22 protein-coding genes are annotated in these 25,827 nt (G+C 66.4%); 8 read left to right on the top strand and 14 right to left on the bottom strand.

The genetic code is table 11. The annotated features are described in order from the left end of the window. Nucleotides 1-202 precede the first annotated feature (202 nt). From AC0WR5_RS15115 to AC0WR5_RS15095, 5 genes are read right to left on the bottom strand one after another with little or no spacing between them, the layout of a single operon-like run. Nucleotides 203-922, bottom strand: coding sequence for a gamma-glutamyl-gamma-aminobutyrate hydrolase family protein (locus AC0WR5_RS15115; RefSeq protein ID WP_475864329.1), 720 nt, complete (start codon nt 920-922; stop codon nt 203-205). Continuing rightward, nucleotides 922-1,992 (bottom strand): amidoligase family protein, encoded by a 1,071-nt coding sequence (locus AC0WR5_RS15110; RefSeq protein WP_475864327.1) that lies wholly within the window; start codon nt 1,990-1,992, stop codon nt 922-924. The genes AC0WR5_RS15115 and AC0WR5_RS15110 overlap by 1 nt, the downstream gene beginning before the upstream one ends. Nucleotides 1,993-2,044: 52 nt before the next feature. Continuing rightward, nucleotides 2,045-3,763 carry a sensor histidine kinase gene (locus AC0WR5_RS15105; RefSeq protein WP_475864326.1) on the bottom strand — a complete coding sequence of 573 codons (1,719 nt, stop codon included), beginning with the start codon at nt 3,761-3,763 and terminating at the stop codon, nt 2,045-2,047. 48 nt (nt 3,764-3,811) lie between these two features. Beyond that, nucleotides 3,812-4,366, bottom strand: a complete 555-nt coding sequence (locus AC0WR5_RS15100; RefSeq protein ID WP_475864325.1) for an RNA polymerase sigma factor — start codon at nt 4,364-4,366, stop codon at nt 3,812-3,814. Then, nucleotides 4,363-4,533: a NepR family anti-sigma factor gene (locus AC0WR5_RS15095; RefSeq protein ID WP_475864324.1), complete on the bottom strand. Its 171-nt coding sequence runs from the start codon at nt 4,531-4,533 to the stop codon at nt 4,363-4,365. The genes AC0WR5_RS15100 and AC0WR5_RS15095 overlap by 4 nt, the downstream gene beginning before the upstream one ends. Before the next feature lie 97 nt (nt 4,534-4,630). Between AC0WR5_RS15095 and AC0WR5_RS15090 the strand changes: the two genes are divergently transcribed. After that, entirely contained in the window at nt 4,631-5,443 is an 813-nt protein-coding gene (locus AC0WR5_RS15090; RefSeq protein WP_475864323.1) for a response regulator, read from the top strand. 189 nt (nt 5,444-5,632) lie between these two features. Here the strand turns inward: AC0WR5_RS15090 and AC0WR5_RS15085 are convergent, their stop codons facing one another. The 3 genes from AC0WR5_RS15085 to AC0WR5_RS15075 form a co-directional block, all read right to left on the bottom strand. Continuing rightward, nucleotides 5,633-5,824, bottom strand: coding sequence for a DUF1328 domain-containing protein (locus AC0WR5_RS15085; RefSeq protein ID WP_475864321.1), 192 nt, complete (start codon nt 5,822-5,824; stop codon nt 5,633-5,635). A gap of 346 nt (nt 5,825-6,170) precedes the next feature. Then, entirely contained in the window at nt 6,171-7,208 is a 1,038-nt protein-coding gene (locus tag AC0WR5_RS15080; RefSeq protein WP_475864319.1) for a 5-oxoprolinase subunit C family protein, read from the bottom strand. Then, nucleotides 7,205-7,969 (bottom strand): 5-oxoprolinase subunit B family protein, encoded by a 765-nt coding sequence (locus tag AC0WR5_RS15075; protein WP_475864318.1) that lies wholly within the window; start codon nt 7,967-7,969, stop codon nt 7,205-7,207. Before AC0WR5_RS15075 ends, AC0WR5_RS15080 begins: the two co-directional genes overlap by 4 nt. Before the next feature lie 231 nt (nt 7,970-8,200). Between AC0WR5_RS15075 and AC0WR5_RS15070 the strand changes: the two genes are divergently transcribed. The 3 genes from AC0WR5_RS15070 to AC0WR5_RS15060 all read left to right on the top strand — a co-directional run bounded on the left by AC0WR5_RS15070 (nt 8,201) and on the right by AC0WR5_RS15060 (nt 11,070). Beyond that, complete coding sequence (locus AC0WR5_RS15070; RefSeq protein ID WP_475864316.1) at nt 8,201-9,169, top strand: TRAP transporter substrate-binding protein; 969 nt, start codon at nt 8,201-8,203, stop codon at nt 9,167-9,169. A 75-nt stretch (nt 9,170-9,244) separates the two neighbouring features. After that, entirely contained in the window at nt 9,245-9,772 is a 528-nt protein-coding gene (locus AC0WR5_RS15065; protein WP_475864314.1) for a TRAP transporter small permease, read from the top strand. After that, nucleotides 9,772-11,070: a TRAP transporter large permease gene (locus AC0WR5_RS15060; protein WP_475864313.1), complete on the top strand. Its 1,299-nt coding sequence runs from the start codon at nt 9,772-9,774 to the stop codon at nt 11,068-11,070. The genes AC0WR5_RS15065 and AC0WR5_RS15060 overlap by 1 nt, the downstream gene beginning before the upstream one ends. 298 nt (nt 11,071-11,368) lie before the next feature. Here the strand turns inward: AC0WR5_RS15060 and AC0WR5_RS15055 are convergent, their stop codons facing one another. Further along, a complete protein-coding gene (locus AC0WR5_RS15055; protein ID WP_475864312.1) occupies nt 11,369-11,890 on the bottom strand; it encodes a winged helix DNA-binding protein in 522 nt (173 codons plus the stop codon). A gap of 204 nt (nt 11,891-12,094) precedes the next feature. Here AC0WR5_RS15055 and AC0WR5_RS15050 point away from each other — a divergent pair, with 204 nt between their 5' ends. Further along, a complete protein-coding gene (locus AC0WR5_RS15050) occupies nt 12,095-13,312 on the top strand; it encodes an N-acetylmuramoyl-L-alanine amidase (protein ID WP_475864311.1) in 1,218 nt (405 codons plus the stop codon). 3 nt (nt 13,313-13,315) lie between these two features. Here AC0WR5_RS15050 and AC0WR5_RS15045 read toward each other — a convergent pair whose 3' ends face one another. Then, the gene (locus AC0WR5_RS15045) at nt 13,316-14,011 is read right to left on the bottom strand and encodes a hypothetical protein (RefSeq protein WP_475864310.1); all 696 of its coding nucleotides are present in this window, start codon (nt 14,009-14,011) and stop codon (nt 13,316-13,318) included. 303 nt (nt 14,012-14,314) lie between these two features. On the opposite strand from AC0WR5_RS15045, the gene AC0WR5_RS15040 reads away from it, so the two are divergent. Continuing rightward, entirely contained in the window at nt 14,315-16,849 is a 2,535-nt protein-coding gene (locus AC0WR5_RS15040) for a penicillin-binding protein 1A (RefSeq protein ID WP_475864309.1), read from the top strand. A 239-nt stretch (nt 16,850-17,088) separates the two neighbouring features. Next, the gene (gene prfB / locus AC0WR5_RS15035) at nt 17,089-18,210 is read left to right on the top strand and encodes a peptide chain release factor 2 (protein WP_475864307.1); all 1,122 of its coding nucleotides are present in this window, start codon (nt 17,089-17,091) and stop codon (nt 18,208-18,210) included. A 359-nt stretch (nt 18,211-18,569) separates the two neighbouring features. On the opposite strand, the gene AC0WR5_RS15030 is transcribed toward prfB, so the two are convergent. Then, nucleotides 18,570-19,517, bottom strand: a complete 948-nt coding sequence (locus AC0WR5_RS15030) for a cupin domain-containing protein (protein WP_475864305.1) — start codon at nt 19,515-19,517, stop codon at nt 18,570-18,572. Nucleotides 19,518-19,664: 147 nt separating this feature from the next. Between AC0WR5_RS15030 and AC0WR5_RS15025 the strand changes: the two genes are divergently transcribed. Next, the gene (locus tag AC0WR5_RS15025; RefSeq protein WP_475864303.1) at nt 19,665-20,420 is read left to right on the top strand and encodes an IclR family transcriptional regulator; all 756 of its coding nucleotides are present in this window, start codon (nt 19,665-19,667) and stop codon (nt 20,418-20,420) included. Between the two features lie 11 nt (nt 20,421-20,431). Here the strand turns inward: AC0WR5_RS15025 and AC0WR5_RS15020 are convergent, their stop codons facing one another. The 3 genes from AC0WR5_RS15020 to AC0WR5_RS15010 all read right to left on the bottom strand — a co-directional run bounded on the left by AC0WR5_RS15020 (nt 20,432) and on the right by AC0WR5_RS15010 (nt 25,825). Then, nucleotides 20,432-21,178 carry an IclR family transcriptional regulator gene (locus AC0WR5_RS15020; protein WP_475864301.1) on the bottom strand — a complete coding sequence of 249 codons (747 nt, stop codon included), beginning with the start codon at nt 21,176-21,178 and terminating at the stop codon, nt 20,432-20,434. A gap of 189 nt (nt 21,179-21,367) precedes the next feature. Next, nucleotides 21,368-22,495 (bottom strand): FAD-dependent monooxygenase, encoded by a 1,128-nt coding sequence (locus AC0WR5_RS15015; RefSeq protein ID WP_475864299.1) that lies wholly within the window; start codon nt 22,493-22,495, stop codon nt 21,368-21,370. A 186-nt stretch (nt 22,496-22,681) separates the two neighbouring features. Beyond that, entirely contained in the window at nt 22,682-25,825 is a 3,144-nt protein-coding gene (locus tag AC0WR5_RS15010; protein ID WP_475864298.1) for an efflux RND transporter permease subunit, read from the bottom strand. Nucleotides 25,826-25,827 lie beyond the last annotated feature (2 nt).

Below are 25,827 nucleotides of genomic sequence, written 5' to 3'. Positions count from 1 at the left end.
CATCGGTTGAATAAGAAACGTCCGCAGGGGCGCAAAGGTTCCAGCGGGTTCGAAAAAATACGCAGACGGGTGAAATATTTTCCTGTTCTATTGTAAGAGGTTAGCCGTTTCCGGCCAGCGATGGACAAAAAAAGATCCGAAAAATTTCGGGAAATGCCCGGCATATCTGCGCATCACATCCGGTCTCTGCGCGGGGTGGGGATCACTCGCCGGCCATGTCCTCGGTGACGCTGGCGCGCTGATCGGTGCCGTCGCGGCGGGCGCGGGCGGCGGCGACCAGGGCCCGGAACAGGCGGCGCTGACGGCGGGCATAGAAGATGTGTTCGGGATGCCATTGCACGCCCAGGGCAAAGGGCTCCTCGACCCGCTCGATGGCCTGCACCATGCCGCTCTCGTCGCGGGCCGAGACGCGCAGGCCCCGGCCCAGCCGGTCGACCGCCTGCGAGTGCAACGCATTGACGCCCATGGGCGCGGTGCCGGCAATCTCGGCCAGGTGGCTGCCGGGATCCACGGTGATGCGGCGGCGCGGCAGGATGGTCTTGATCTTGCGGGCATTGAAGACGCCGAAGGCATCCTGATGCAGGGTGCCGCCCAGAACCACGTTCAGCATCTGCGCCCCGCGGCAGATCCCCAGGATCGGCAGCCCGAGGGCGAGCGCCTGGTCGGTCAGGGCCTTCTCCATCCGGTCGCGGGCGGGGTCGAGCGTGACCTCGGCCACGATGTCGGTGCCGTAGAGCGCGGGCGAGATGTCGTCGCCACCGCCGATGATGATGCCGTCGACCGCGGTGATGTCGATCTTCTCGGCGCGGTCCCAGCGCAGGGCGCGGGCACCCGCCAGCGTCAGGTTCAGCCACATCAGCGGAAAGATCCGCCAGCCGCTGCGGCGCGAAACGGTGACACCTATGACCGGACGGCGGGGCATCAGGAGGCTTCGCTGCCGCCCTGGTCCTTGCCCCCCTGGTTCCCGCCGTCATCCCCGCCGTCATCCCCGTCGGTGCCGAAGGTCAGGTCGTCATGGCCGGTCCGGCGCATCAGCCGCGCGACCTCCCAGGCCCAGTCGAGATCGGTCTGCACCATATGCAGACGGTGCTCGCGCCAGGCCGCGCAGAGCGCGCGCAGCGTCTCGCGGTCCTCGGCCAGGCGTTCGATGGCCACCCAGCGGCGCCATTCCAGCGTCAGGCTCCAGTCCGCCTCGTCGATACGGCAGTCGGGCATGCGGTAGTGATAGGCGGGCCGCGCCGAGATCCCCTTCTTCGAGCCGAACTTCCGCCCCACCAGGGTGCTGTCGACATGGGCAAAGATCGGCAGCATGTCGAGGGCATGGTTCCGCGAGGGCGCGCGGTCGATGTAGAGCTTGATCAGATCGGCGACGGATTTGACCGGCCCGCGCGACAGCGCATCGCGCAGGGAATGCGGATAGGGGTCGACGAAGGGCAGGGCGCGCCGCGACAGGTTGATCGGAAAGGCCCGGCGCAGCAGCGGCTCGGTCAGGGCGAAGGCGGTGAGCACCGACCAGAGGTGATCGGCGCTGGCCTCGCGGATCTGCACGTTCAGGTGCACGCCATAGCCCAGCAGGATCCCCTTGGTGGTGCCGAAGGCGCCGGCCTTGCGCAGGGTCACGACGAAATCGTCGAGCTCGTCGAGCCGCGCGGGATCGAAGGGCGCTGTGACCAGCTCCACCGGCACGAAGTTCCGTGCCAGGTCGAGGGCCGCACGGCCGATCTCGCTCTCCGAGGCCTCCTTGCGATAGGCGGTGTCCATGTAGAGCTTGCAGGTGCCGAAGCGGCTGCCGGTGACCTCGTAGTCTGTCTCCTTGCGGCTGATCTCTCCGCCGGCCTCGCGCTGCAGCAGCTCGGCCGCCTCACCCTCTTCCAGGCCGCCGAACTCGATCTCGACACCCAGCTTGCGCCGGTTGCCCTCGCTGTCGAGCGGCGAGGGCAGGGGGAAGCGACCGTAATCGCCGCTCGCCTTGTCCTTGCTGTCATCCGTCATCTGTACTCCCCCCGGGGCTGGCGGTTCTGCAGTCACTCTCCCGCGCCGGCCCTCAGTAGTCCAGTGGTTCCGGCTGGAACGACAGCACCTCGAAGGAGACGGAGGCGCGGTATTCGGTTTCGCTCTCCTCGGTCTCGATGCGCGAGCCCAGCTGGGTGGCAAAGGCGCGGATCAGCTGCTTGCCGAGGCCCGTGCTCTCGCCCTCGGAGGTCAGGCCGTGGCCCTCGCCCTTGGAATTCACCAGCTGCAGCGTGGCGCGGTTGCCATCCTGGCGCAGCGACAGCGTCATCCAGGGTTCGCCATTGTCGTTGCTGGTGTACTTGGCCGCGTTGGCCATCAGCTCGGAGGCCAGCAGCGACAGCGGCACCGCCTGGTCAGGATAGAGGACCACGTCGTCGATATCGATCTTGACCCGGATCCGGTGCCCGCCGGAGGCGCTTGCCTGCAGGGTCTGGTTCGCCACCTCGCGCACCAGCTTGCCGACGTTGACCTGCCCCTGCTGCTCGACCTGGTGCAGGTTTCGGTGAATCGAGGCCATGGCAAGGACGCGGTCCTGCAGCCGGGCCAGGATCGCCTTGGTCTCGGGCGAATGGGCCTGACGGATGTTCATGTTCATGATCGAGGAGATGAGCTGGAGGTTGTTCTTCACCCGGTGGTGGACCTCCTTCAGCAGCACGTTGCGCTGCCGCACGGCGTTCTCCAGCTCTGCCTGGTCGTGCAGGATGGTCTCGGCCATGAGGATGAAATCCTCCTCCATGTTCTTCAGCTCTTCCGAGGCATGCGACATGGTGCGCTGGTCCTCGAAGGTCCGGACCCGCTCGAAGCGGCGCATCCGGCGCGACAGCTGGCGAATGTGACGGCCGGCCATGCGGTCGATGGCGATGAAGCCCACCACCACGGAGGCCACCCACATCAGCAGCGGGAAGAGGATGACCGGCGCCTCGACGGTGTCGGTCATGTTGTCGACCGAGGGCCAGACGCCAAGGGCAAAGACCTCTGCCTCGACGATGGGCACCACGACATAGAGCTGGTCGTTGCCGGCGCGGCTCTGCCCCGAGAAGACGATCGGCGCAAGCCCTGCCAGGTCCGGCATGGAGGAGCGGATCGGCAGCATCTGCTGCAGGTCGCCCATTTCCGAGGTGCTGGTCAGGATCTCGCCGGCGGCATTGAAGGTGACGATGGCATCGGGGGCTGGCCCGAAGCTGGGGTTCTGGTCCAGCTTGAAATTGGAATGCGGCACCGAAATCGCCACGTAGCCCTGATATTCGCCGTCGACCTGCACCGGATAGGAGACCACCAGCACCGAGGTCTTGCTGATCGATCCCAGGTGGCTGACGATCACCGTGGGCTCGCGGCGGGTGATCAGGTCCTGGTGGGTGGATCGCTGCGAAACATCCGTGCCCACACCCGTCGACGCACAGGAGATCTGCCCGTCCACCGGCACGAAGGCCGCCAGGCTGAACTGCGGCTTGGCCTCGTTGAACCGCTCCATAACGGCGCGGCATTGTTCATCGCTGAAACTGTTGGCCTCCACGGCCCGCGCCAGACCTGCAGCCGCACCAAAGGCCTGCTGCAGTACGCTGCGTTCGGTCTCCACGCCCTGTTGCGTCAACGCCAGCAGGGACAGGCGGGTGACCTCCTCTGCCTGCTGGCTGACCTGGTTCGTCTGGTAGATGGCGATGGATCCGATCGGCACCAGAGCGAGGGACAGTATCCCTGCGATCCGGAAACTCAGGCTGCGTATCCAGGGCGTTTTGGCAGTATGGGGCATGTATGTGAACGACTGAGAAGGGCGAGAATTGAGAGGGGGACGGCGCGATCAGCGCGCCGTCATCGGCTTGGACGTCACCACTGCCATGGTGGCCGGGTCGGTCAGTTCCATGGCTTCGTTGTCGTTCAGGTCCAGCAGCTCGGCCAGCTTGGCACGGCCGCGGTTGGCCCGGCTCTTGATCGTGCCGACGGCGACGCCGCAGGTTTCTGCCGCTTCCTCGTAGGAGGCCCCGAGGGCACCGACCAGCGTCAGCGCTTCACGCTGCTCGTCCGGCAGCTTGTTGAAGGCACGCTGGAAGTCCGCCATCTGGAGGCGGCCGTCATGAGCAGGTTTCTCCGAGAGCGTTGCGGCAAAAACGCCATCCACGTCGGGCACCTCGCGCCGTGTCTTGCGCAGGCTGCTGTAATAGGTGTTCCGCAGGATGGTGAAGAGCCACGCCCGAAGGTTGGTGCCCTCTTGGAATTTTTCGATGTTGGTCCAGGCCTTCACGATAGCGTCTTGAACGAGGTCGTCGGCGGTGGCGCCGTTCCGGGTCAGACCGAGCGCAAAGGCGCGGAGTGCCGGCAGGTGATCGACGAGTTCGTCGCGCGGCGAAGTGCTCATTTTGCGTTCCCTTCACGGCCGCCGGAGGATGTGTCCTGCTCCTTCAGCTGATTGAGAAGGTCTTTGAAACGGTCGGGAATCTCCTCATCCAGAGTTGTCTGAAAGACTTTCCGGAGGTTCTCGTCGATTCCGCCTTTCGTACTTGATTTCGAGTGACCCAATGTCATGTTCCCTTTCTGACTCCGGAGAAATTCTCTTCGCTAGCGGAACCCAACGCAACGTTCCGGCGTTGGGTTCCCGAAAAAAGGATAAAAAGGGGATAAAATGTCAGTCTCTTCCGGCACTACGGATCTTGCGACCCTGATCGGTTCGCATCTTCCCTACCTGCGCCGCTATGCGCGGGCGCTCACGGGCTCCCAGAGCTCGGGCGATGCCTATGCCGCCGCCACGCTCGAAGCCATCCTGCAGGACCGCTCGGTCTTTGACGGCACGCTCGACGACAAGGCCGCATTGTTCAAGGTTTTCCATACGATCTGGGCCAGTTCCGGTGCCCCCGTCGCGGTCGAGGCCTCCGGGATCGAGGCCCGTGCGCAGGAGCACATGGCCAAGCTCAGCCCCAACACCCGCGAGGCGCTGCTGCTGAACTCCATCGAGGATTTCAACGTTTCCGAAGTGGCCGCGATCATGTCCACCGACGAGGCCGAGGTCGAAGTGCTGCTCTCCACCGCCCGCCAGGAGATGGAGGACGCCATTTCCGGACGCGTTCTGATCATCGAGGACGAGGCGATCATCGCCATGGACCTCGAGGCGCTGGTCGCCGAGATGGGCCACCGGATCACCGGCGTGGCCCGCACCCACAAGGAAGCCGTGGCGCTGGGCAAATCCGAAAAGCCCGACCTGATCATGGCCGACATCCAGCTTGCCGACAATTCCAGCGGCATCGACGCCGTGAACGAGCTGCTGGGCGAGTTCGGCGAACTGCCGGTGATCTTCATCACCGCCTTCCCGGAACGGCTGCTGACCGGCGAACGGCCGGAACCGGCCTTCCTGATCTCCAAGCCCTACCGCGAGGACCAGGTGCGTTCGGCCGTCAGCCAGGCGATGTTCTTCGCCTCGACGGAAACGCTCAAGGGCTGAACGAGGGGCTGATCGAGAGCCGATTGCCCGATCCTGCCGCCCCGTCGCCACGTTGTTCCGAATGCAGGGCGGTGGCGGCACAAGCAAACACGAAAACACCCCGCCGGTTTCTCCGAACGGGGTATTTTTCGTGTGGTCACAGCGTTTTCGCGCTTTCGCTTGCTGTCGTGCGCCCGGTGGCGCGCGGGGTCAGCCGTGCTCTTTCTCGGCCTGGTCTTCCCGTTCCCCGACGAACTGCAGGGCCAGGGCAATGGCCCCAAGCGCCAGGAAGAGCACGCAGAGGATCTGGGCAATCCCCGCAGAAGCCGCCGCAATCCCGGTGAACCCGAAGATGCCGGCGACCAGGGCAACAGCAAAGAAAACAATCGTCCATAGCAACATGGCGTGTCCTTTCAATCTGTCGTTGCCTGCCTGTCGGAGCGGACCTCCGAAAGGCCTTCGCAGAGTCAACGTGACGCCCCCGGTGCGGTTCCGCATGTCAGCCATTCCGGATTGTCACAGCTGGGATATCCGCAGCCGTTGGCTGAAACCCGCCACGGTCGTCGCCGCGTTCCGGCAGTATTCGGCCGAGGGGGTTAAATTAACGTAAATTCAGTGAGTTGGGTAAGCTGCGCCAGGTGGCGACACGCGCGGGAAGGGGGGGGGCGTGGCCGCGGCAGGCCGCCGGTCCGAGGGCAGGGCCCGGCTCAAGGTTTTGTGACGTAGGGTAATGCCGTGTGCCGCCAGGTCAGCCGTCGCGGTCGAGATCATCCCCCGCGGTCACGCCGCTGATCAGCTGATAGGACAGCAGGTCTTGGATGTCGGCGGGGTCGCGCACCAGCGGCGCCACCTTGCCCCGCAGCGCCTTCAGTTGTGCCGCCGGCGATTTCAGCGCCGCCAGCGCCTCCTTGCGCGCCACGAAGCGAAAGCGCAGCCGCGCGCCGGCCCCCGCCTGCACCAACCGCCCCTGGTCCATCGGGTGCACCGATCCGATGCGGGGATAGCCGCCGATGGTCTGGCATTCCGCGCCCAGAACGAAGGGCGTGCCGTCGCCGGTGATCTGGATGTCGCCCACCTGGATCGGCTCCGAGGCGAGTGCGCCGGCAAAGACGAACCAGGCGGTGTTCTTGCCCTGCACCGCGTCGCTCAGCAGCTGCATCGCCTGGCGGTTGCTGCGCGGCCCCTGGGTGAACTCGGCCGCCGCGAAGGCGGCGCGCGCCGCTTCGGAAAAGATCGCCGTCTGCGGCCCTTCGACCACGCGCAGCAGCCCGCCGTTGAAGCGGCCGTCGGCCGGAATATGACAGGCGGGCCGGCCAGGATCCGCGTCGCGCCCCGTGGGCAGAACGTCGCCCGCCTGCAACAGGGCGCCGATGCGGCAGTTCAGATGCGCCGAGCGGCTGCCCAGCACCTCCGCCGTGTCGATGCCGCCCCCCGGCGTGAGGTAACCGGTGGTGCCCGATTGCGCACCGCCGATCTTCAGCACCTCGCCGGGCGCGACCGGATGCGCCGCGTGCCAGCGCAGCGGTCTCCCGTCGAGCGTGGCGCCCATGGGCGCGCCGGTCAGCGCGATGCGCATCGGTTCGGTCACGGTGAAACTGCCGCCCATGGCCTGCATCTCGATTCCCGCGACGGGGCCGGGCAGGCCCAGCAGCGCCGCCGCCTCGATCAGGGCCAGCCGGTCCATGGCGCCGCCACGCGCCAGGCCCTCGGCGCTGTAGCCGCGCCGCCCCATGTCCTGCACCGACATCCGCGGCCCGGCCGCCTCGATCTTCAGCGTGCCGCTCATGACAGCACCTCCAGTCGTGCGCCGCCCATCGGGCTCTCGGCCTCCAGGCGGTGCAGGTCTTCGGCGGAAACGCGGGCAAAACGCACCGCATCGCCCGCCCGCAGCGGCATCGGCGTGTCGCTCTCGGGCTGGAAGGGGCGAAAGCCGGTGCGCCCGATCTGGGTCCAGCCGGTGGGCGAGGGGTTGGCAAAGAGCACCAGCTGACGGATCGCCGCCACCAATGCGCCGGCGGGCACCTCCTTGGTCAGCTCGGTGGTGCGCGGGAAATCCCAGTGCTCCGGCAGCAGCCCCATGTAGGGCTGGCCGGGGGCAAAGCCGATGGCCAGCACCCGCACCTCGGCCTTCAGGATCTCCTCCACCGCCTGCGTCTCTGAGCGCCCCAGCTGGTGCGCGGCACGGGCCAGGCCCGGCGCATCCGCCGCGTCGAAGCTGACGGGCAGCGTCCAGCGCCGCGTGGCCGGGGCAGGGGGCAGCGCGAGCCAGTCGCGGCCGCGCAGCAGCGCCGCCACCTCGCCCTCGATCCGGGCGGCCGCGCCGCCCTCCAGCGCCTCGGGCGTCATCCGTACCAGGGTCGAGGCCAGCGCCGGCAGCACCTCCTCCACGCCGTCGATCCGCACCGCCTCGGCGCCAAAGGCCTGGGCCGCGCGATTCGCCGCTTCGCTGAAGGCCGAGGAGAAGCGCACCAGCCAGGCATCCAGCCCGAGGGGCAGGATCTGAGGGGCGTCTGTCGGCATGTCGGCCTCTGCCTGAGGATCGGTCATTTCGCGTGTCCCGGGTTTAGGAGCGGGGAGTTTCACTTGACAGGGTTGGCAAAACGCTGACAAATTGTCAACGTAATGTCATTGAATGACAAGAATACCCATAACGACAACGGGCCGGTCGGGCCCGGGTGAACAACATGGCCCGGTTTGCAGAGATTGCCCGGGCCGCCAACAGAAAAAGGCCCCCATGGCAGCCTGCCGGGGCCGGACAGACGTCCACAGGAGGATAGAATGCTGAAATCTGCCGCAATCATGGCCACCGGCCTGATGCTTGCCACCCCCGCCCTCGCCGAGACCTGGAACATGCCGGTGCCCTATGGCGATGCGACCTTCCATACCGTCAACATCCGCGAGTTCGCCGATGACGTCTCCGAGGCGACCGATGGCGACCTGGTGATCGAGGTGCATTCCGCCGGTTCGCTCTTCCCGCATGCCGAAATCAAGAACGCCGTGCGCTCGCGCCAGGTGCCGATCGGGGAATTCCTGCTCTCGCGCCTGTCGAACGAGGATGCCGCCTTCGGCATCGACAGCCAGCCCTTCCTGGCCACCTCCTACGAGGAGGCCGCCAAGCTCTGGGAGGCGCAGAAGCCGGTGGTGACCGAACTGCTGGCCGAGCAGGACCTGATGCCGCTCTTCTCGGTGCCATGGCCGGCGCAGGGCCTTTATACCAACGGTGCGATCGAGAGCGTCGATGACCTCGCCGGTCTGCGCTTCCGCGCCTACAACGCCGCGCTGGAGCAATTTGCCCAGGCCGCCAAGGCCGCACCGGTGCAGGTCGAGGCCCCCGATATCGCCCAGGCCTTCTCCACCGGTCAGGTGCAGGCGATGATGACTTCGCCCTCCACCGGCGCCAACTCCAAGGCCTGGGATTACGTCGACACCTACACCGCCGTCGATGCCTGGCTGCCGAAGAACATCGTGGTGGTGAACAAGCGCATGTTCGACCGTCTGCCCGAAGATCAGCAGGCCGCCGTGATGGAGGCCGCCGCCGCCGCCGAGAAACGCGGCTGGGAAATGTCCGCCGCCGAAGCCGATGCCAAGAAGGCCGAGATGGAAGAGAACGGCATGGCGATCAACGCGCCCTCCGACGCGCTGATGTCGGGCCTGAAGGACATCGGTGCCCAGATGATGGAGAAATGGCAGGCCAGCGCCGGCGAAGCGGGCAATACCATCCTGCAGAACTACCAGGCGGCCAACTGAGCCTGACCTGACCCCGGGCCGGCGTCCTCGTGCGCCGGCCCCTTTCGTTTCCGACATTCCACAGAAGGGAAAGCCATGATCCGGCGCTCTCTCGACATGCTCTATCGCGCCGGCGGCGTGCTGGCGGCCCTGTCGATCCTGCTGATCTGCCTGCTGGTCACCGCACAGGTCTGCCTGAACATCCTGGCGCGTCTCGGCGGGCCCGGCCATTCCTATACCATTCCCTCCTATGCCGATTTCGCCGGCTTCCTGCTGGCCGCGGCGAGCTTTCTCGCGCTGGCCTACACCCTGCGGGCGGGGGCCCATATCCGGGTGAACCTGCTGATCTCGCGCCTGCCGGAGCGCCAGGCCTGGCTGCTCGAGATGCTGACGCTGCTGCTGGGCGCGGCGATCACCGCCTACGCCGCCTGGTACGCCGTGGCGCTGACGCTGGAGAGTTATGACTACGGCGACATGTCGACCGGCATCATTGCCGTGCCGCTCTGGATCCCGCAGCTGGCCATGGACGCAGGCCTGATCCTGCTCACCGTCGCCTTCCTCGATACCCTGGTCGAGAGCCTGCGCGCCGGGCACCCTGTCATCGCCGATGCGGGAGAGGCCTGATGTCCGATCCCATCGTCTTCTCGATCCTGCTGGCGGTTCTGCTGGTGCTGCTGGCCGCGGGTGTCTGGGTGGCCGTGGCGCTGCTGACGCTGGCGCTGGTGGCGCTCGTCTTCTTCGCCAATGCGCCTCAGGGGCTGGTACTCGCCACCACGCTCTGGGGGCATTCCCACAGCTGGACGCTGGCCGCGCTGCCGCTCTTCATCCTGATGGGAGAGATCCTGCTGCGCTCGCGTCTGGCCAACGACATGTTCACCGGCCTCGCGCCCTGGCTGGGCCGGCTGCCTGGGCGGCTGCTGCATGTCAACGTGCTGGGCTGCGCGATCTTTGCCGCGGTCTCCGGCTCCTCGGCGGCCACCGCGGCCACCATCGGTCGGATGTCCGTGCCCGAGCTGAAGGAACGCGGCTATCCCGAGAGCCTGATCCTCGGCACCCTGGCGGGCTCGGCCACGCTCGGCCTGCTGATCCCGCCCTCGATCATCCTGATCGTCTACGGCGTGGCAACAGAGCAATCGATCGCCCGCCTCTTCATCGCCGGCATCCTGCCGGGCATCATGCTGGTGCTGCTCTTCGCGGGCTATGTCGGCCTGCGGGCCCTCATGGCGCCCGAGAGCATCCCCGACGAGGGCACGCAGTATTCCTTCCGCGAGAAGATCCTCGCCTCGCGTCGGCTGATCCCGGTGGTGCTGCTGATTGCTGGCGTGATCGGCTCGATCTACACCGGCGTCGCCTCGCCCACGGATGCGGCAGCGGTGGGCGTGGTGCTGGCCACGGTGCTGGCCTTCGCCTCGGGCGGCTTCACCTTTGCCGATTTCCGCGAGGCGCTGATGTCGGCCACCAAGACCTCCTGCATGATCGCCTTCATCCTGCTGGGCGCGGCCTTTCTCTCCATCGCCATGGGCTTCACCGGCATCCCGCGCAACCTGGCGGCCTGGATCGGCACCATGGGGCTCTCGCCCTGGCAGCTCCTTGCGGTGCTCACGGTCTTCTTCATCGTGCTGGGCTGTTTCCTCGACGGGATCTCGGTGGTGGTGCTGACCACCTCGATCATCCTGCCCATGGTCCAGGCGGTGGGCATCGATCCGCTCTGGTTCGGCATCTACCTGGTGCTGGTGGTGGAGATGAGCCAGATCACGCCGCCTGTGGGCTTCAACCTCTTCGTGATCCAGGGGCTGACCGGCATCGACATCCTGCGCGTCGCAAGGGCCGCGCTGCCCTTCTTCGGTCTGCTGCTGCTGGGCGTGCTGCTGATCATGCTCTTCCCTGGCATCGTCACGGTGCTGCCGAACGCCATGGGGTAGGGGTGGGGGCAGTTCCCCTCTCCCGGGAACAAGGTGGGAGAGGGGGGCTGCCCCTGCGGTGTCTGCCGGAAAGTGCGGGGCTCGGCCCCGGGCTATTCGAGTGGAAAGGGCTTCGCCCCCAAGTCATTTAATTTGAGAGGGGGCTTCGCCCCCCAGTCATTCAATTTAAGAGGGGGCTCCGCCCCCTCGGGCCCCTGGCCCTCACCCCCGCCGTATTTGCGGAAAGATGAAAGGGGGCGGTGCGCTCCTTCATCTTTCCCTAAATACTCCCGCCGGAGGCCTTGGCCGGAGGCTGGCGTTAGAGGCTGGCGGCGGCCCGGCTGGCCTGGTCGTACTGTCCCGACATCTGCCGCAGCGCCGTGGCGATCTCGCGCAGGGCCTCGCCGCGCAGGGCGGCAGGCTGGCCTTCCAGCAGGCATTGCTCGCGGATCCTGCGATAGGTCTGGCAGAGCGCGCGGCCGGTTTCCGAGGTGCGGTAGAAGACCTCCTTGCCGCGCTTCTCGCTCTCCAGCAGGTCCAGTTTCAGCAGCTTGCGCAGGGCATAGTTCACCGTGTGGCTGTCCTCGATGTTCAGCAGGAAGGTGATGTCCGACAGACGCTTGTCCCGGTCGCGGCTATTGGTGTTGTGCAGCACCAGGATCTCCAGAGGGCTCAGTTCCGGCATCCCGGCGGCGGTCATGCAGCGTTGCATCCAGCGGGTGAAGGCGTTGTAGGCGATGATCAGCCCGTACTCGAATTCCGAGGATTCCCAGCCCTCGCCCTCGGCCAGGTGGCGGGAGGAGACGATGCGGCGCGAATCCCTGGGGCTGTCCTGTGACATGGCGGGCCTTTCTGGCGTGTAATGACATTTCGTTGGCATTTTATCAGCGAAATGAGGGCCAGCATAGGCCTGTGCGCCGCAGGCTATCGTCGATTTGCGGGATTCCTGCAGGCGCGCAGATGGGTTAGGCTCTGGGCGAGGCAGGCCCCGGCGCCGCGACAGGCGCAATGGCGGGAACAGACAGATGGCAGGACGGGAGCAGCTATGGGCCGGATCCGGGCGGGCGTGGCAGCGGCGATGGCGACAGGCGTGGCGGCCTGTGCGCTTCTGTGGGCCGGGCTGGCCGGAGCGGCCGAGCTCCTGCCCGAGCGCAGCCGCGTCGATGATCGCTGGGGCGGGCTGCAAATCACGCTGCAGCTCAGTGCGCCGGTGCCCTACCGTATCCATGCGCTGGCCGATCCGATGCGCCTGGTCCTCGATTTCAACGATCTCGACATGTCCGCGGTCAGGCCCGACCAGCTCGACCGGGCGGGGCGCGTGACCGCCCTGGCCGCCGGCCAGGTGCGGCCCGGCTGGTCGCGCATGGTGCTCGCGCTGGAGCGCCCCCTGGTTCTCGAACAGGCGGAGATGACCACCGATGCCCGCACCGGCGAAGCCCGGCTGACGGCCCGTTTCGCCGACAGCGACAGCGCCGGGTTCGCCGCGGCTCTCGGCACGCCGCCACCCGCGAAATGGATGCAGGCCGGGCCGGTGCACCGGCTGCCGCCGCCGGCAGCCGACGGGCCGTTGCGGGTGCTGATCGACCCGGGCCATGGCGGCATCGACCCGGGCGCCGAACGCGAGGGCGTGGCCGAGAAGGACCTGATGCTGCGCTTCGGTCAGGACCTGCGCGCCGCGCTCGAGGCCCGGGGTGCCGAGGTCTTTCTCACCCGTGACGACGACAGTTTCGTCTCGCTGGAGGGGCGCGTCGCCCTGGCCCATCAGCTGAACGCCGATGTCTTCGTCTCGCTGCACGCCGATGCCCTGGCCCAGGGGCGGGCCAGCGGCACCACCGTGCATACGCTCTCCGAGAGCGCGACCGATGCCGCGACGGAGAAGCTGGCCGAGCGCCATGACCGTGACGACCTGCTGGCGGGCGTCGACCTGGGCCGCAGCGACGACGTGGTGGCCGGGGTGCTGATGGATCTCGCCCGCACCGAGACCCAGCCGCGCAGCCGGGCGCTGGCCGATGCCATCGTGGCCGGGCTCGGCCAGGCCGGCCTGCCGCTCAACACCCGGCCGCGCCGGGCCGCCGGCTACTCGGTGCTCAAGGCCGCCGATATTCCCAGCGTGCTGATCGAGACAGGCTTTCTCTCCAGCCCGCAGGATCTTGCGAACCTGACGGACCCGGAATTCCGCACCCGCATGGCGAATGCGGTGGCAGAGGCCATGCTCGACTGGGCCGCGCAGGACCGGGCCCGCCGGGCGCTGTTGCGGCAATAGCGGTTACTGATCCGGGGCAGCGGCTTCGGGCGTGTCTGCCGTCGCTGTCGTGGTCGGTGTCTCCGCGGGTGCGGCGTAGAGGATCGGCCCGAGGGTCTCGTTGCGCCCGAATTTCCTGTGCATTAGCGCGCCGTCGGAAATGTAGAGATCACGCAGCAGGTAGCTTTGCGCCTCGCTCTCGTCGCTCGCGGCGACCAGCAGCGCCAGCCCGTCGTCCGTCGCCTCGATCGAGAGCATGGGATCATGCGCCACCACGTTCTCCAGGATGGTGCGCACCTCGTAGGGATCGGTCACCTTGTCGACGCTGAAGTAGCAGGCGCCCTCGAAGGCCCCGATGCCGATCAGGGTCACCCCGCCCAGCAGGGCAGTGACCGGCGCGCTCAGCATGGCGCCCACGGTGCCGACCAGGCCCGCGGTGCCCGAAATCGCGACGGAGGCGGTGCTGGCAGCCGTCGCGGCAGAGCTGGCGCCGGCGACATCGTGCAGGTTCACGGCATTGTCATGACCCAGGGTGAAATAGCCCGCAGCGCGGCTGCCGGCCTCGCTGCCGGTGGCGATGGTGGTGCCGAGGGTGTCTGCCCCACGCCCCAGCAGCTTCGAGGGGGCGTAATCGCAGAGCTCCGCCGCGGCGGGGCCGGCCGGCCAGAGGGCGGCGCAGGCCAGCGGCGCCGCAAGAAGGGTAAATGCACGTCGTGCCAAGGAAAGTCTCCGGAATGAGGGCGCATCCGCCGGGCCTGCCTTCTGGCCGGTCGGGGCGGGCGGCCCGTGGCGGATCGCGCCGCCATTGGGGGATGCTGGCGCGCTCCGGGCGTGGGATCAAGCGGCCTTTGCGGCCTGTCCCGTGGCCCGGCGGGAAGGCGCCAGCGCCGCGTTCCGGGGCCCGCCGGCACCCGTGACGCCACGCGGGGAAAAGCCCATGAGCGGCATGTGACCGGGATGTGTTTTGACCGTATGGCACCTGCGGGCTATATGGGCCCTCAATCATAGCAAGGCGCGCGTTACGTGATCAGATTCGTCCTTTCCTTCTTCGGTGCCATCTTCACGCTGGTAACCCTGGCCATCGTCGTGGTCGCGCTGTCCATCGGCGCGGTCTTCTGGATCTATGGCCGCGACCTGCCCAGCCACGAGGCCCTGGCCCGGTACCAGCCCAAGACGATCAGCCGGATCTATTCCGGACAGGGCCGGATCATCGACGAGTTTGCCGAGGAACGCCGCCTCTACGCCCCCGCGGACGAGATCCCGGACCTGGTGAAACAGGCCTTCATCTCGGCCGAGGACAAGAACTTCTACATCCACCACGGCTATGACGCCCGCGGCATGATGTCGGCCGCCTTCGACGCGATCAAGTCGGGTGGCCACAACGTGCGTGGCGCCTCGACGATCACCCAGCAGGTGATGAAGAACTTCCTGCTGAACGGGGACCGCAAGATCGAGCGCAAGATCAAGGAGATCATCCTGGCCACCCGGCTCGAGGAAACCCTGTCGAAGGACCAGATCCTAGAGCTCTACCTCAACGAGATCTTCCTCGGCCAGAACTCCTATGGCGTCGCCGCCGCCGCCCAGACCTACTTCAACAAGCCGCTCGAGGATCTCGACGCCGCCGAGGCCGCCATGCTGGCCTCGATGCCCAAGGCGCCGTCGGATTTCCACCCTGTGCGCAACCACGACCGCCTGTTGGCCCGCCGCGACTACGTGCTCCGCGAGATGCACGAGAACGGCTATATCGACGACGCCACCTACCAGGCGAGCATCGACGAACCGATCCGCTCGGTGCAGGGCGGCGATTTCCCGTCCTTCCGCTCCACCCTGCCGCCGCGCGACTATTTCACCGATGAGATCCGCCGCCAGCTGTCCAAGGACTTCGGCGAGGACGAGTTCTTCACCGGCGGCTATACCGTGCGCGCCACCATCGACCCCGAGATGCAGGAGGCCGCCGCAGAGGCCCTGCGTGGCCGCCTGGAATGGGTCGACCGGCAGTCCGGCACCTGGCGCGGCACCGGCAAGACCATCCCCGCCGCGGCGCTCTCGGACGAGGCGTCCTGGCGCAAGGCGCTTGCCGATACCGACGTGCCCCGCGACATCTTCCTCGAGCACAAGTGGCTGCCCGCCGTGGTGCTCGGAGTGGGCGATCAGAACCTGACCCTCGGCATCGAGGGTGTAGACAGCGACGATCCCCGCGGAAACCAGGTGCCGCGCTCCGATATCCAGTGGCTCAAGGGTGACTTCCACGACAACTTCGATGTGGGCGACGTGATCCTCGTGCGCGAGGTCACCAGCGACAGCGACGGCAGCTTCTCGCACTGGTCGGTGCGCCAGGTGCCCGAGGTCGAGGGCGCCTTCGTTGCCATGGACGTCAACAACGGCCGCGTGCTGGCCATGCAGGGCGGCTTCTCCTACCAGAGCTCGGTCTTCAACCGCGCCACCCAGGCCCAGCGTCAGCCGGGCTCTTCCTTCAAGCCCTTCGTCTACGCCTCGGCACTCGACAGCGGCTATACCCCCGCGACGATCGTCATCGACGCCCCGATCGAGATCAACACCCCCGACGGTGTCTGGCGGCCGAAGAACTCCTCGAACAAGTTCTACGGGCCCACGCCGCTGCGGACCGGCATCGAGATGTCGCGGAACCTGATGACCATCCGCCTCGCGCAGGAGGTCGGCATGGACGTGGTGGCCGAATACGCCGAACGCTTCGGCGTCTACGACGACATGGGCACCTACCTGGCCAATGCACTCGGCTCCGAGGAGACCACGCTCTACAAGATGGTCTCGGCCTACGCGATGTTCGCCAACGGCGGCGAGCGGGTCGAACCGACGCTCGTCGACCGTGTGCAGGACCGCAACGGCAAGACGGTCTACTCGCACGAGGACCGGATCTGCACCGATTGCTACGATGCCAACATCCCGGAGGGCGAGGCGCCGATGGTGGTCTCCAACCGCCAGCGGGTGATGAATGCCATCACCGCCTATCAGCTCACATCGATGATGCAGGGCGTGGTCCAGCGCGGCACCGCGGCGCGGGTTGTCAACCTGCCGGTGCCCACCGCGGGCAAGACCGGTACCACCAACGGCGCGCGCGATGCCTGGTTCATCGGCTTCACCTCCAACGTGGTGGCGGGCTGCTACATCGGTTACGACAACCCCCGCCCGATGCTGGGCGGCCGCGGCTATGGCGGCACGCTCTGCGGTCCGGCCTTCCAGCAGTTCATGACCCAGGCGATCAAGAAATACGGCGGCGGCCAGTTCGAGATCCCGCCCGGCGGCCATTTCATCAAGATCGACCGTTACACCGGCGCCCGCCTGCCCGACGACGCCACCGGCGCCAACGTCCAGGCGGAATACTTCCGCGACGGCGAGGAACCGGTCTTCGGGGTCTACTACGACGGCGGCTTCGCCATGGGCTCGAACCTGCCGCTCTACGACGCGGCCAGCGAGGCCCAGCAGCGCGCGGGCCAGCAGATCACCACCTCGACCGGCCAAACCACGACCATCGCGCCCAAGGCCAACTTCGGCACGATCTCCTCGGGCGGCCTCTACTGATCCACCCTGATGCCTGCCCGGGGCCCATGGCAGCCCGGGCAGGAGCATTCGGGGAAAGATGAAGAGGGGAGGGGCACCGCGCTCCCCTTTTCGCCGCGCTCCTCATCTGGCCGGAAATATCCCGGGGGAGGCAGGCCCTGCCTGCCGGGGGCAGAGCCCCCACGCCCCACTTGCAGCCCTTGCCCGTCCGCGGGCCATGGTCTATCAGGCGGCACTCAATTCATCAGGAAAGGTGGCCCATGCGCGCCGAGACCCAGAACATCGTCGCCGAGATCGAGAAGTCGCTGGAGCTGCTGCGCCAGCGGATGGACTGGGACACCGCCCAGCACCGGCTGGAAGAGTTCAATGCCCGCGTCGAAGACCCCAACCTCTGGGACGATCCCGACAAGGCCCAGGCCCTGATGCGCGACCGCCAGGCGCTGGTCGACCAGATCGCCGTGCACGATTCCATCAAGCAGGAGCTCTCGGACAACGTCGAGCTGATCGAGCTGGGCGAGATGGAGGATGACCAGGAAGTCATCGCCGAGGCAGAGGCCTCGCTGAAGACCCTGCGCGACCGGGCCGCCGAGAAGGAACTCGAGGCGCTTCTGAACGGCGAGGCCGACAGCAACGACACCTTCCTCGAAATCAACGCCGGCGCCGGCGGCACCGAGGCCTGCGACTGGGCCGCGATGCTGCAGCGGATGTATGTCCGCTGGGCCGAGAAGCGCGGCTACAAGGTCGAGCTGCAGTCCGAGGAAGCCGGCGCCGAGGCGGGCATCAAGTCCTGCGCCTACAAGATTTCCGGCCATAACGCCTATGGCTGGCTCAAGAGCGAGAGCGGCGTCCACCGCCTGGTGCGGATCTCGCCCTTCGGCAAGGGCACCCGCGAGACCTCCTTTGCCTCCGTCTGGGTCTACCCGGTCGTCGACGACAATATCGAGATCGAGGTCAACCCCTCCGATATCCGTATCGACACCTATCGCTCCTCGGGCGCGGGCGGCCAGCACGTGAACACCACCGACTCCGCGGTGCGGATCACCCACCACCCCACGGGGATCGTGGTGACCTCCTCCGAGAAGTCCCAGCACCAGAACCGCGACATCGCCATGAAGGCCCTGAAGTCGCGCCTCTATCAGCTCGAGCTCGACAAGCGGAACGCGGCGATCAACGAGGCACACGAGAACAAGGGCTCGGCCGGATGGGGCAACCAGATCCGGTCCTACGTGCTGCAGCCCTACCAGATGGTGAAGGACCTGCGCACCAACCACGAGACCTCGGATACCTCCGGGGTGCTGGACGGGGATCTCGACGGCTTCATGGCCGCGACCCTGGCGATGAACGTGGCGGGCAAGAGCCGCGCCGACGCTGCGGCCGACTGACTTTTCACAAGTGACGGACTGTCCGGTGCAAGGCCGGACAGGACCGGGCAGGGGGCTCTGCCCCCTCGGGCCTGCGGCCCTCACCCCCGGGATATTTCTGGCCAGATGACAAGGGAGCCTCGGCGCTCTTTCATCTGGCCAGAAATATCCCCGCCGGAGGCTTCGGGGCGCGCTCGCGCGGCCCGAAATGGCACCGTCGCAATACCGACGCGATACCGACGTTGGAATCCGGTGATTTCAGGCACTTGGCATTTGGGGGATTCGGCGCGAACGGACGCCGTTTCCGGGCCCGGTGAGCCCTGACGCGATCAGGCCGCCCGCCGGCAGGAGAGCGGCCCGTTTTCTTGTGTCGAACAGGCTTACGCGGCTTCGAATGTCACGCTCTCGGGCGCCGCGTCACCGACGATATACCAGACGGTGGCGGCACTTGCGCCATTGTTGCGGAACCAGTGCTTGCGGCCGGCGGGCGTCTTGACGAGGTCGCGCGGGCCGAGTTCCACCTCGACGGTCTCGCCGTCTTCTTCCCAGCCGACCGTCAGCGAGCCTTCGAGCACCAGGAAGGCATCCTCGACGTCGCGCACGAAGGGTTTTACACCCACGCGGCTCGGTACGCCAAGCATTTCCTTGCGCGCGGTGTCGGTCTCCACGCCGCCCGGGCCGCAGTAGATTTTGCGCGTGAAACCAGCATCTTCCCAGATGGTTTCCAGCTCGGAGTGGCGCACGACGTATTTCGCCATCAGCTTCTGAAGGAAGTGTTCGCCTGCGGGATCGAAAGGCAGGGTCTTGACCGGCTCTGCACCGAAGGTGCGGGCCAGTTCCGGTGCGCAATCCTTGGGGTGATAGTGGTAGACCGGAGGCAGCGGCTTGCCCACGTCGACCGAGATCGACATCATCACCGGTTCCACGCCGTCGACACGGAAACCGTGGCCGATCTCGCGGGCGTTCAGGATCATGTCCTTGGGTCCGAGATTCACCTCGACGACTTCGCCGTCACGTTCCCAGCCAACGATCAGCGCGCCGTCGATGATCAGGAAGCTCTCCTCGATCTCGTGGCTGTGGCAGGCGGCGTATTTGCCCGGTTCCTTATAGATCAGCGACAGGGTGAAGTGATCGGGCTTCAGCGTCGAGGTATCACCCACCTTGGGCGAACCGCCGGCACCGATATAGCGCATCTGGGCGCGGGCGAGGTCCTCGTAGCCGTCGTTCGAGGGGAAGGCATGCCAGTCGAACTTCTTGTCGGTAAAGCGGCCGGTATGGGCCTTGAGGGCATCCTTGAGCGTCTTGAATTCGCTGTCCTGTACGGTCATCTGCGGGTCCTTTCCTTCGGGAGCTGTGTTTCGGTCTGATCACAGGCTAGCCTCAAGACGTTTTGCATGGCATACGCCGTTTTGCATATAAAACAGGAAATGAGCGAGCGAAGGCCTATGGGCGCGTCAGGCGATGATGACAGATACTTGGTCCCCGGTCTTTTGCGGGGGCTTTCGGCGCTGAAGCTCTTTACCCCGGAGCGGTCTGAAATGTCGCTGAGCGATATCGCGCGGGCCCTGGGAATCACCCGCTCGGCAGCGTTTCGCACCGTCTACACGCTGAACGAGGCGGGCTGCCTGCTGCATGACCAGCGCAGCCAGCTCTACTCTCTCGGTCCCGGCGTTTTGCGCCTGACCTATGGCTATGTCGCGACCCGGGAGGTGGTGGAGATAGCCCAGCCGGAGCTGGAGCATCTGCGCGACCGGATCGGTTGGTCGGCCCACCTGGGCGTGCTCGACGGGAGTGCGGTGCTCTACGTGCTGCGGGTGCCGGGGCCGGCACGCGACGCCTCGATCGTGCAGGTGGGCAGCCGTCTGCCGGCACGGGCAACCACCATGGGGCGGGTGTTGCTCTCGGATCAGAGCGAGGCCGAGCTGATCGCGCGGTTTCGGCCCGAGGGGGGGGCAGTGGGCAAGGGCAAGGGGCCGGCGTTGCCGAAGATCCTGAAACAGGCCCAGGCCGATGCGGGCGAGGATGTCATTGTTCATACGGGCGATTTCGAGGCCGGCATCATTTCCGCGGCGGCGAGGGTGCGCGACATGACGGGGCGTGTGGCGGCCGCGATAAATGTCACCGCGCCCCGCACCGACGAGGCGCAGGCGGAGTTGTCGGAGAGGGTGGGTGATGACCTCCTGGCGACGGCGCGGCGCATTTCGGTGCTGCTTGGCTGGGACGGAGCCTGAGGCCGCCAAGCTCAGCTCATCATGGCGGTCAGTCGCGCTGCTGCCTCTCGAACACCACTTGCGATCAGAGGGTGTCTGTCGGAGTCGGCCTCGAAGGCGGCCTGCTGACCGGAAACCGAAATCGCGGCAACCGCGCGGCCCGAGCCGTCCAGAACGGCCGCGGCGCAAGACCCGATGCCGGGCTCGAAATAGGCCACGGACCACGCCAGTCCTTCGGCACGATCAAGCGCGATGCGTTCCAGCAGGCTGTCCAGGGAGGTTGAGGTCTGATCGGTGATCGCGGGGAAATCGTGCCCGGCCAGCAGCGCGAGCACCTCTTCGCGCGGCAGGTGCCCAAGGATGATGCGGCCGACGACGGTGGCATGGGCCGGCAACCTGCTGCCAACGTGGATGTTGCTGACCAGCTGCACATCGGGGGTTTCACGGGCGAGGATCACCACCTCACGCCCCGCAAGTACGCCGAGGTGGGCAGAAAGGCCGGTGTCCCGGGCCAGCTGCTTGAGAAGCGGGCGGGCCATCTGGACGATGTCGCGGCTGGCCATCAGCGCCGAGGCCAGGTCGAGCACGCCATAGGAGAGCACGTAGCCGCCGCCCTCGATGTCTTCCTCGATCATCTGTTCGCGTGTCAACGTGTGCAGCAGTCGGATCAGCGTGGTGCGGTTGATCCCGAGGTCGGCCGCAGAGCGCGACATGTTGCGACAGCGGTTGCCTGCCGCGATGTAGCGCAACAGGGCAAAGGCCCGGGTGACCGGCGGCACATCATAGGAGGTCTTCTGGGGGCTTGCGTCTTGAATGGGTCCGGCTCCGATTGGCAGGGGATCGGTTCAGTCTGGGCTGTTCCGGTTGGGTTGAAAAGGGTGCGATGGCCTACCGTCGCCCGCACGGAAAAAGGGCCGCCCCAGCCGCGAAGGGAAGCGGCGGGGCGTCAGGAGGGGGGGGCGCTGGCGTCAGGCGGCCTCGGTGGTGTCGAGCGCCTGCCAGGCCTTGTAGCCATAGACCCAGTCGGCATTTTCCGGTTGCTTGAGCCATTCATTGGCCAGAGAGCCGTTTTGCACCTTTGCGGTCCTGTCCCGCCGCGCGTCTTCGTAGCGGGACAGGGCGGCAGGCACGTCGGCAGGGCCTGCGCCAGCCAGAGCGAGCGACAATACCACGCCGTCCTCGATGGCCATTGTCGCGCCCTGTGCCATGAAGGGCACCATCGGGTGTGCGGCATCGCCCAGGATCGTGACGTGGCCCTTGGACCATTGCGCCATGGGTTCCCGGACATGGAGCGCCGAGCAGGTTACCTCGGTGCAGCAATTCAGCAGGGCACGGACCTCGGGGTGAAAATCGGCATAAGCCGCGCGCAGGGCCTCGATGTCGCCGGGCAGGGTCCAGCCCTCCTCCGTCCAGTCGGCCTGCGGAGTTGTCGCAAAGACGAACACCTCCTCGCCACGCAGAAGCGGGAAGACGACGATCTGGCGGTCCGAACTTGGCCCCCACCATTTGGTGAAACTGTCGAGATTCGGAATGTCTCCGGCCTTTTCGCGTGGAAATACCGCGCGGTATGAGACCAGCCCGGTGAATTTCGGCGCGTCCTCGCCAAAGAGGGTGCGGCGTACCTCGCTGTGGATGCCATCGGCGCCGACCACGAGGTCGAAACTCTCGGTGCTGCCATCGGCCAGGGTCACCACGGCGCCGGTTTCGGTATTGGACACGCCGGCGATGCCGGCACCCAGGCGGAGCACGCCGTCGGGAAGGGCTGCGGCGAGGGCACCGATCAGGTCGGCACGGTGGATCGTCAACTGGGGCGCATCATAGCGGCCGCCCTGCACGTCCAGCCGCGAGGTCTCCTCGCCGCTGTCCCAGTTGCGGCTGATCCGGTATCGCGGGCGCGCCGCGGTCTTGCGGAGCTCTGTGCCGATGCCCAGCCCGTCAAGCGCATGGACCGCGTTGGGCGTCAGGTTGATGTCCGCGCCGATACGGCCGAATTGCTTGGTCCGCTCGAACACGGTCACTTCGTGGCCTTGCTTCAGTAAAGCCAGCGCAGTGACAAGCCCTCCGACGCCACCGCCACATATCCCGATCTTCAGCATTTCCGTCCTCCGGCTTGACCTGCAATCTGATCTAAATTGTTCAAAATAGAACATTATGTTCTTATTTGTAGCACTGACTTTTGAGGGCTGGCAAGAAAAGCCTGCGCCCCGCCGACCATTTCCGGCGGGCGGGGCACGATTCGCGTGCGTTTCGGGGGCCATGATCTGGCCGTGATCTGGTCGCGGTCAGGCCGTGTGACGTCGGCGGCGTCTCAGGGTTCGGACAGCAAAACGGCGCGTGGTGCGCAGCGCGCGCCCCAGGTCATGTTTGATCACCACGAGCGAGGGCACGATCAGCAGCACGATGAAGAAGCCCGCGCCCAGGCCATAGACCAGGGTCACCACCATGGGCTTCAGGAACTCTGCCTGGCTGCTGGTCTCGAAGAGCAGCGGCGCGAGGCCGAGAACCGTGGTCAAGGTCGTCAGCAGCACCGGTCGCAATCTTTCCGATGTGGCCTCGATCACGGCCGGAATTGTTGCGCGGCGGGGAAGCTTCTCGTCAAAAGCCGAGATCAGCACGATTGAATCGTTCACGATGATCCCACTCATTCCCAGCAGGCCGACAATCGAGAAGATCGACATCGGCAGGCCCCAGATATAGTGACCCCAGACCACGCCGATGATCCCGAAGGGCACCACGGACATGATCGTGAACGGCTGCAGCCAACTGCCCAGGACCAGTGCGAGCGTCATGTAGATCGCCAGGATGCAGATGCCTGTTCCGATCAGCGCCTCGCTCAGGAACTGCTGTTCCTGGGCCGCCAACCCGTCCATGTCGAAGCTTACACCATAGGTCTGGGCGATTGTGGGCAGGATCTCCTGCTTGAGCTGGGTCATGATGTCTTCGGCGCGTTGTGCATCATCGTCGGCTATGTCGCCGGTGACCCGAAGCAGGGTCTGCCCACCCTCGCGGCGCAGTCCGTTGACCGCGGGGGATGTCGATACGTCGACCAGTTCGCCCAGCCGGGCCCATTCACCGGTCGGTGCCTGCAGGCGGATCTCGTCGAGATAGGCCGATGTGATCGCTCCCTCGGGCAGTTCCACCTCGATCGTCGCGTCGCGATTGCCATCGACGTAGCTCACCGCCGTCAGGCCGGATACCTGCGCCGAGAGCTCGCTCGCCAGCGTGTCCGTGTCGAACCCGAGCGCCCGGCCATAGCCCGTCAGGGTCAGGATATAGTTCAGACCGGCAAAGCTCAGGTCATCTTCTATCCCTGTAATCTCGGGGATATCCGCAGTGGCATCCTGCAGCGCGAGGGAGGCCGCCTTCAGGGTTTCCAGGTCTGGGCCGTAGAAAATCACGGAGAGCGAATCGCCGCCCGGCCCGAACCGACCCGCACGGAAGGAAAAGGTCTCAAGCGTATCGGGCCGCTGCAGCTCCGCTTCGAGAGCCTCGATGAACTCCGACGTGTCATAGGGGCGCTTGTCCTGGTCGACCATCTCCATGGTCACGGCCGCGATCAGGTCCTCGTCCTTGTCGTCCTCGGTGGCGAGGCCGGGGCCTGAAGTGCCGCCGACCTCGGACAGGATGAAGGTGATCGGATCGGCGCCGTACTTGGCGGCGAACTCCTCGCGCACCACGCCGGCCGCACGGTTCACCTCGTTCAGCATCGCGACCGTATCGGCGCGGGTGGCGCCGTCACGCATGGCCAGGTTGGCAGAGAGTGTGGTGGTGGTAGGCGCCGAGAAGAAGCGCCATTGAACATCCCGGTCGACGATCATCAGGGCTGCCTGCAGCGCTGCCGCGATGGCCACCAGCAGAACCGCGTAGCGCAGGCGAATGACCCAGCTCAGGAAGGGCTGGAACAGCCGTCCGCGCATCCAATCGAATCCGCGGTTGACCAGCCGCGCCGGCAGGCCGACCCAGCTGGTGTCGAGACCCGCGAGGCCATGCGCCAGGTGATGCGGCAGGATCAGGAAGCACTCGATGAGTGACGCCACCAGGACAGCCGCCACCACGAAGGGAATGGAGGAGATGAAGACACCGAATTCGCCGGTGATAAATTCCAGTGACATGAAGGCGGCAACCGTTGTCGCCGTGGAGGCAAGAACCGGGCCCATCATCCGAACCGCCGCGCGCTCGGCGGCACGCGGACGGGGCTCGCCCAGGTTGCGGTTCCGATGTTCGGCGTGTTCGGCCACCACGATCGCGTCATCGACGATCACGCCAAGGCAGAGGATCAGGGCAAAGAGCGAGATCATGTTCAGGGACTGGCCGGTCATCCACATCAGCCCCATGCCTGCGGCCAGCGACACCGGGATCCCGGCAGCGACCCAGATTGCGGCGGAAGGCGACAGGAACAGGTAGAGCAGGCCAAGAACCAGCACGAGGCCGAAGACGCCGTTGTCGATCAGCAGCGACAGGCGGTCACCGATCTCGGCGGCCCGGTTGCGGATCAGGTCGATCTGCAGTCCGGGCGGGGCATCGGCCAGGAAACTGTCCGAGACATCCTCCACCGAATGCATGATCTTCAGCGCATCGCCGCCGGCTCCGCGCTCGACGGAGATCGAGACGGCAGGCCGGCCGCCCAGGTAATAGGCCCGCCCGCTGCCGGCCTCGTCCACCTCGACCGTGGCAAGTGTGCTGAGTGGCACCGCACCGTAATCGTCGGTCTCGACGAGAATGGCCCGGATCGTGTCGGCGCTGCGCCGCTCGGTGCCGGTGCGCAGCCTCGTACCGCTGCCCGTGATCGTGCCCGAAGCCGTCTCGTCGGCCTCTCCGGCCACGGCAGAGGAGAGATCAGATAGGCTCAGCCCGTATTGGACCAGGGCATCGGGGTCGGCGATGATCGTGATCCGCGGATCGGTCACGCCCCGCAGACTGGCGCGCGTCACGCCGGCACGTTGCAGGTCGTTTTGCAGCTGCTCGCCCAGCCGTTCCATCTGGGCCCGGTCGAGGTCGCCCGAGAGCACCACGTTCAGCACCGTGTCGCGCCAGGCCGAGCGGGTCACCACCGGCTCTTCCGCGCCATCGGGCAGTGAACTTGCCGACGGCAGAGCCGCCTCGACCTCGGTCAGCGCGCGGTCCAGGTTCCAGCCCGGCTCGAACTCGAGCTCGATGCGGGCACGGCCTTCGCGGGCCACGGCCGACAGGCTGGTGACGCCCTCGACCTCCATCAGCGACGGGGTGGCGACGGTGATGATGTTGCTGTCGATGTCCTCCGGGGCGGCGTCGTCCCACTGTATCGATACGGTGATCGATTCGGTCACCACGTCGGGCATGTACTGGGTGCGGATCTGCGTGACGGCAAAGATGCCGAAGGCCAGGATGCCGACCAGAAGCAGATTCGCCGCCGTTCCGTGGCGGGTGAAAAAGCGCAAAAGGCCCATGG

The organism is Pseudooceanicola sp. DL12 (genome assembly GCF_056270665.1).
The sequence above is the reverse complement of the archived record's forward strand: the minus strand, read 5'-3'. Positions and strand labels throughout refer to the sequence as shown.

Coding starts and splice junctions, on each gene's coding strand:
- AC0WR5_RS15115 (WP_475864329.1), bottom strand. CDS start 922: ATGCCCCGCCGTCCGGTCATAGGTGTCACCGTTTCGCGCCGCAGCGGC.
- AC0WR5_RS15110 (WP_475864327.1), bottom strand. CDS start 1,992: ATGACGGATGACAGCAAGGACAAGGCGAGCGGCGATTACGGTCGCTTC.
- AC0WR5_RS15105 (WP_475864326.1), bottom strand. CDS start 3,763: ATGCCCCATACTGCCAAAACGCCCTGGATACGCAGCCTGAGTTTCCGG.
- AC0WR5_RS15100 (WP_475864325.1), bottom strand. CDS start 4,366: ATGAGCACTTCGCCGCGCGACGAACTCGTCGATCACCTGCCGGCACTC.
- AC0WR5_RS15095 (WP_475864324.1), bottom strand. CDS start 4,533: ATGACATTGGGTCACTCGAAATCAAGTACGAAAGGCGGAATCGACGAG.
- AC0WR5_RS15090 (WP_475864323.1), top strand. CDS start 4,631: ATGTCAGTCTCTTCCGGCACTACGGATCTTGCGACCCTGATCGGTTCG.
- AC0WR5_RS15085 (WP_475864321.1), bottom strand. CDS start 5,824: ATGTTGCTATGGACGATTGTTTTCTTTGCTGTTGCCCTGGTCGCCGGC.
- AC0WR5_RS15080 (WP_475864319.1), bottom strand. CDS start 7,208: ATGAGCGGCACGCTGAAGATCGAGGCGGCCGGGCCGCGGATGTCGGTG.
- AC0WR5_RS15075 (WP_475864318.1), bottom strand. CDS start 7,969: ATGACCGATCCTCAGGCAGAGGCCGACATGCCGACAGACGCCCCTCAG.
- AC0WR5_RS15070 (WP_475864316.1), top strand. CDS start 8,201: ATGCTGAAATCTGCCGCAATCATGGCCACCGGCCTGATGCTTGCCACC.
- AC0WR5_RS15065 (WP_475864314.1), top strand. CDS start 9,245: ATGATCCGGCGCTCTCTCGACATGCTCTATCGCGCCGGCGGCGTGCTG.
- AC0WR5_RS15060 (WP_475864313.1), top strand. CDS start 9,772: ATGTCCGATCCCATCGTCTTCTCGATCCTGCTGGCGGTTCTGCTGGTG.
- AC0WR5_RS15055 (WP_475864312.1), bottom strand. CDS start 11,890: ATGTCACAGGACAGCCCCAGGGATTCGCGCCGCATCGTCTCCTCCCGC.
- AC0WR5_RS15050 (WP_475864311.1), top strand. CDS start 12,095: ATGGGCCGGATCCGGGCGGGCGTGGCAGCGGCGATGGCGACAGGCGTG.
- prfB (WP_475864307.1), top strand. CDS start 17,089: ATGCGCGCCGAGACCCAGAACATCGTCGCCGAGATCGAGAAGTCGCTG.
- AC0WR5_RS15030 (WP_475864305.1), bottom strand. CDS start 19,517: ATGACCGTACAGGACAGCGAATTCAAGACGCTCAAGGATGCCCTCAAG.
- AC0WR5_RS15015 (WP_475864299.1), bottom strand. CDS start 22,495: ATGCTGAAGATCGGGATATGTGGCGGTGGCGTCGGAGGGCTTGTCACT.
- AC0WR5_RS15010 (WP_475864298.1), bottom strand. CDS start 25,825: ATGGGCCTTTTGCGCTTTTTCACCCGCCACGGAACGGCGGCGAATCTG.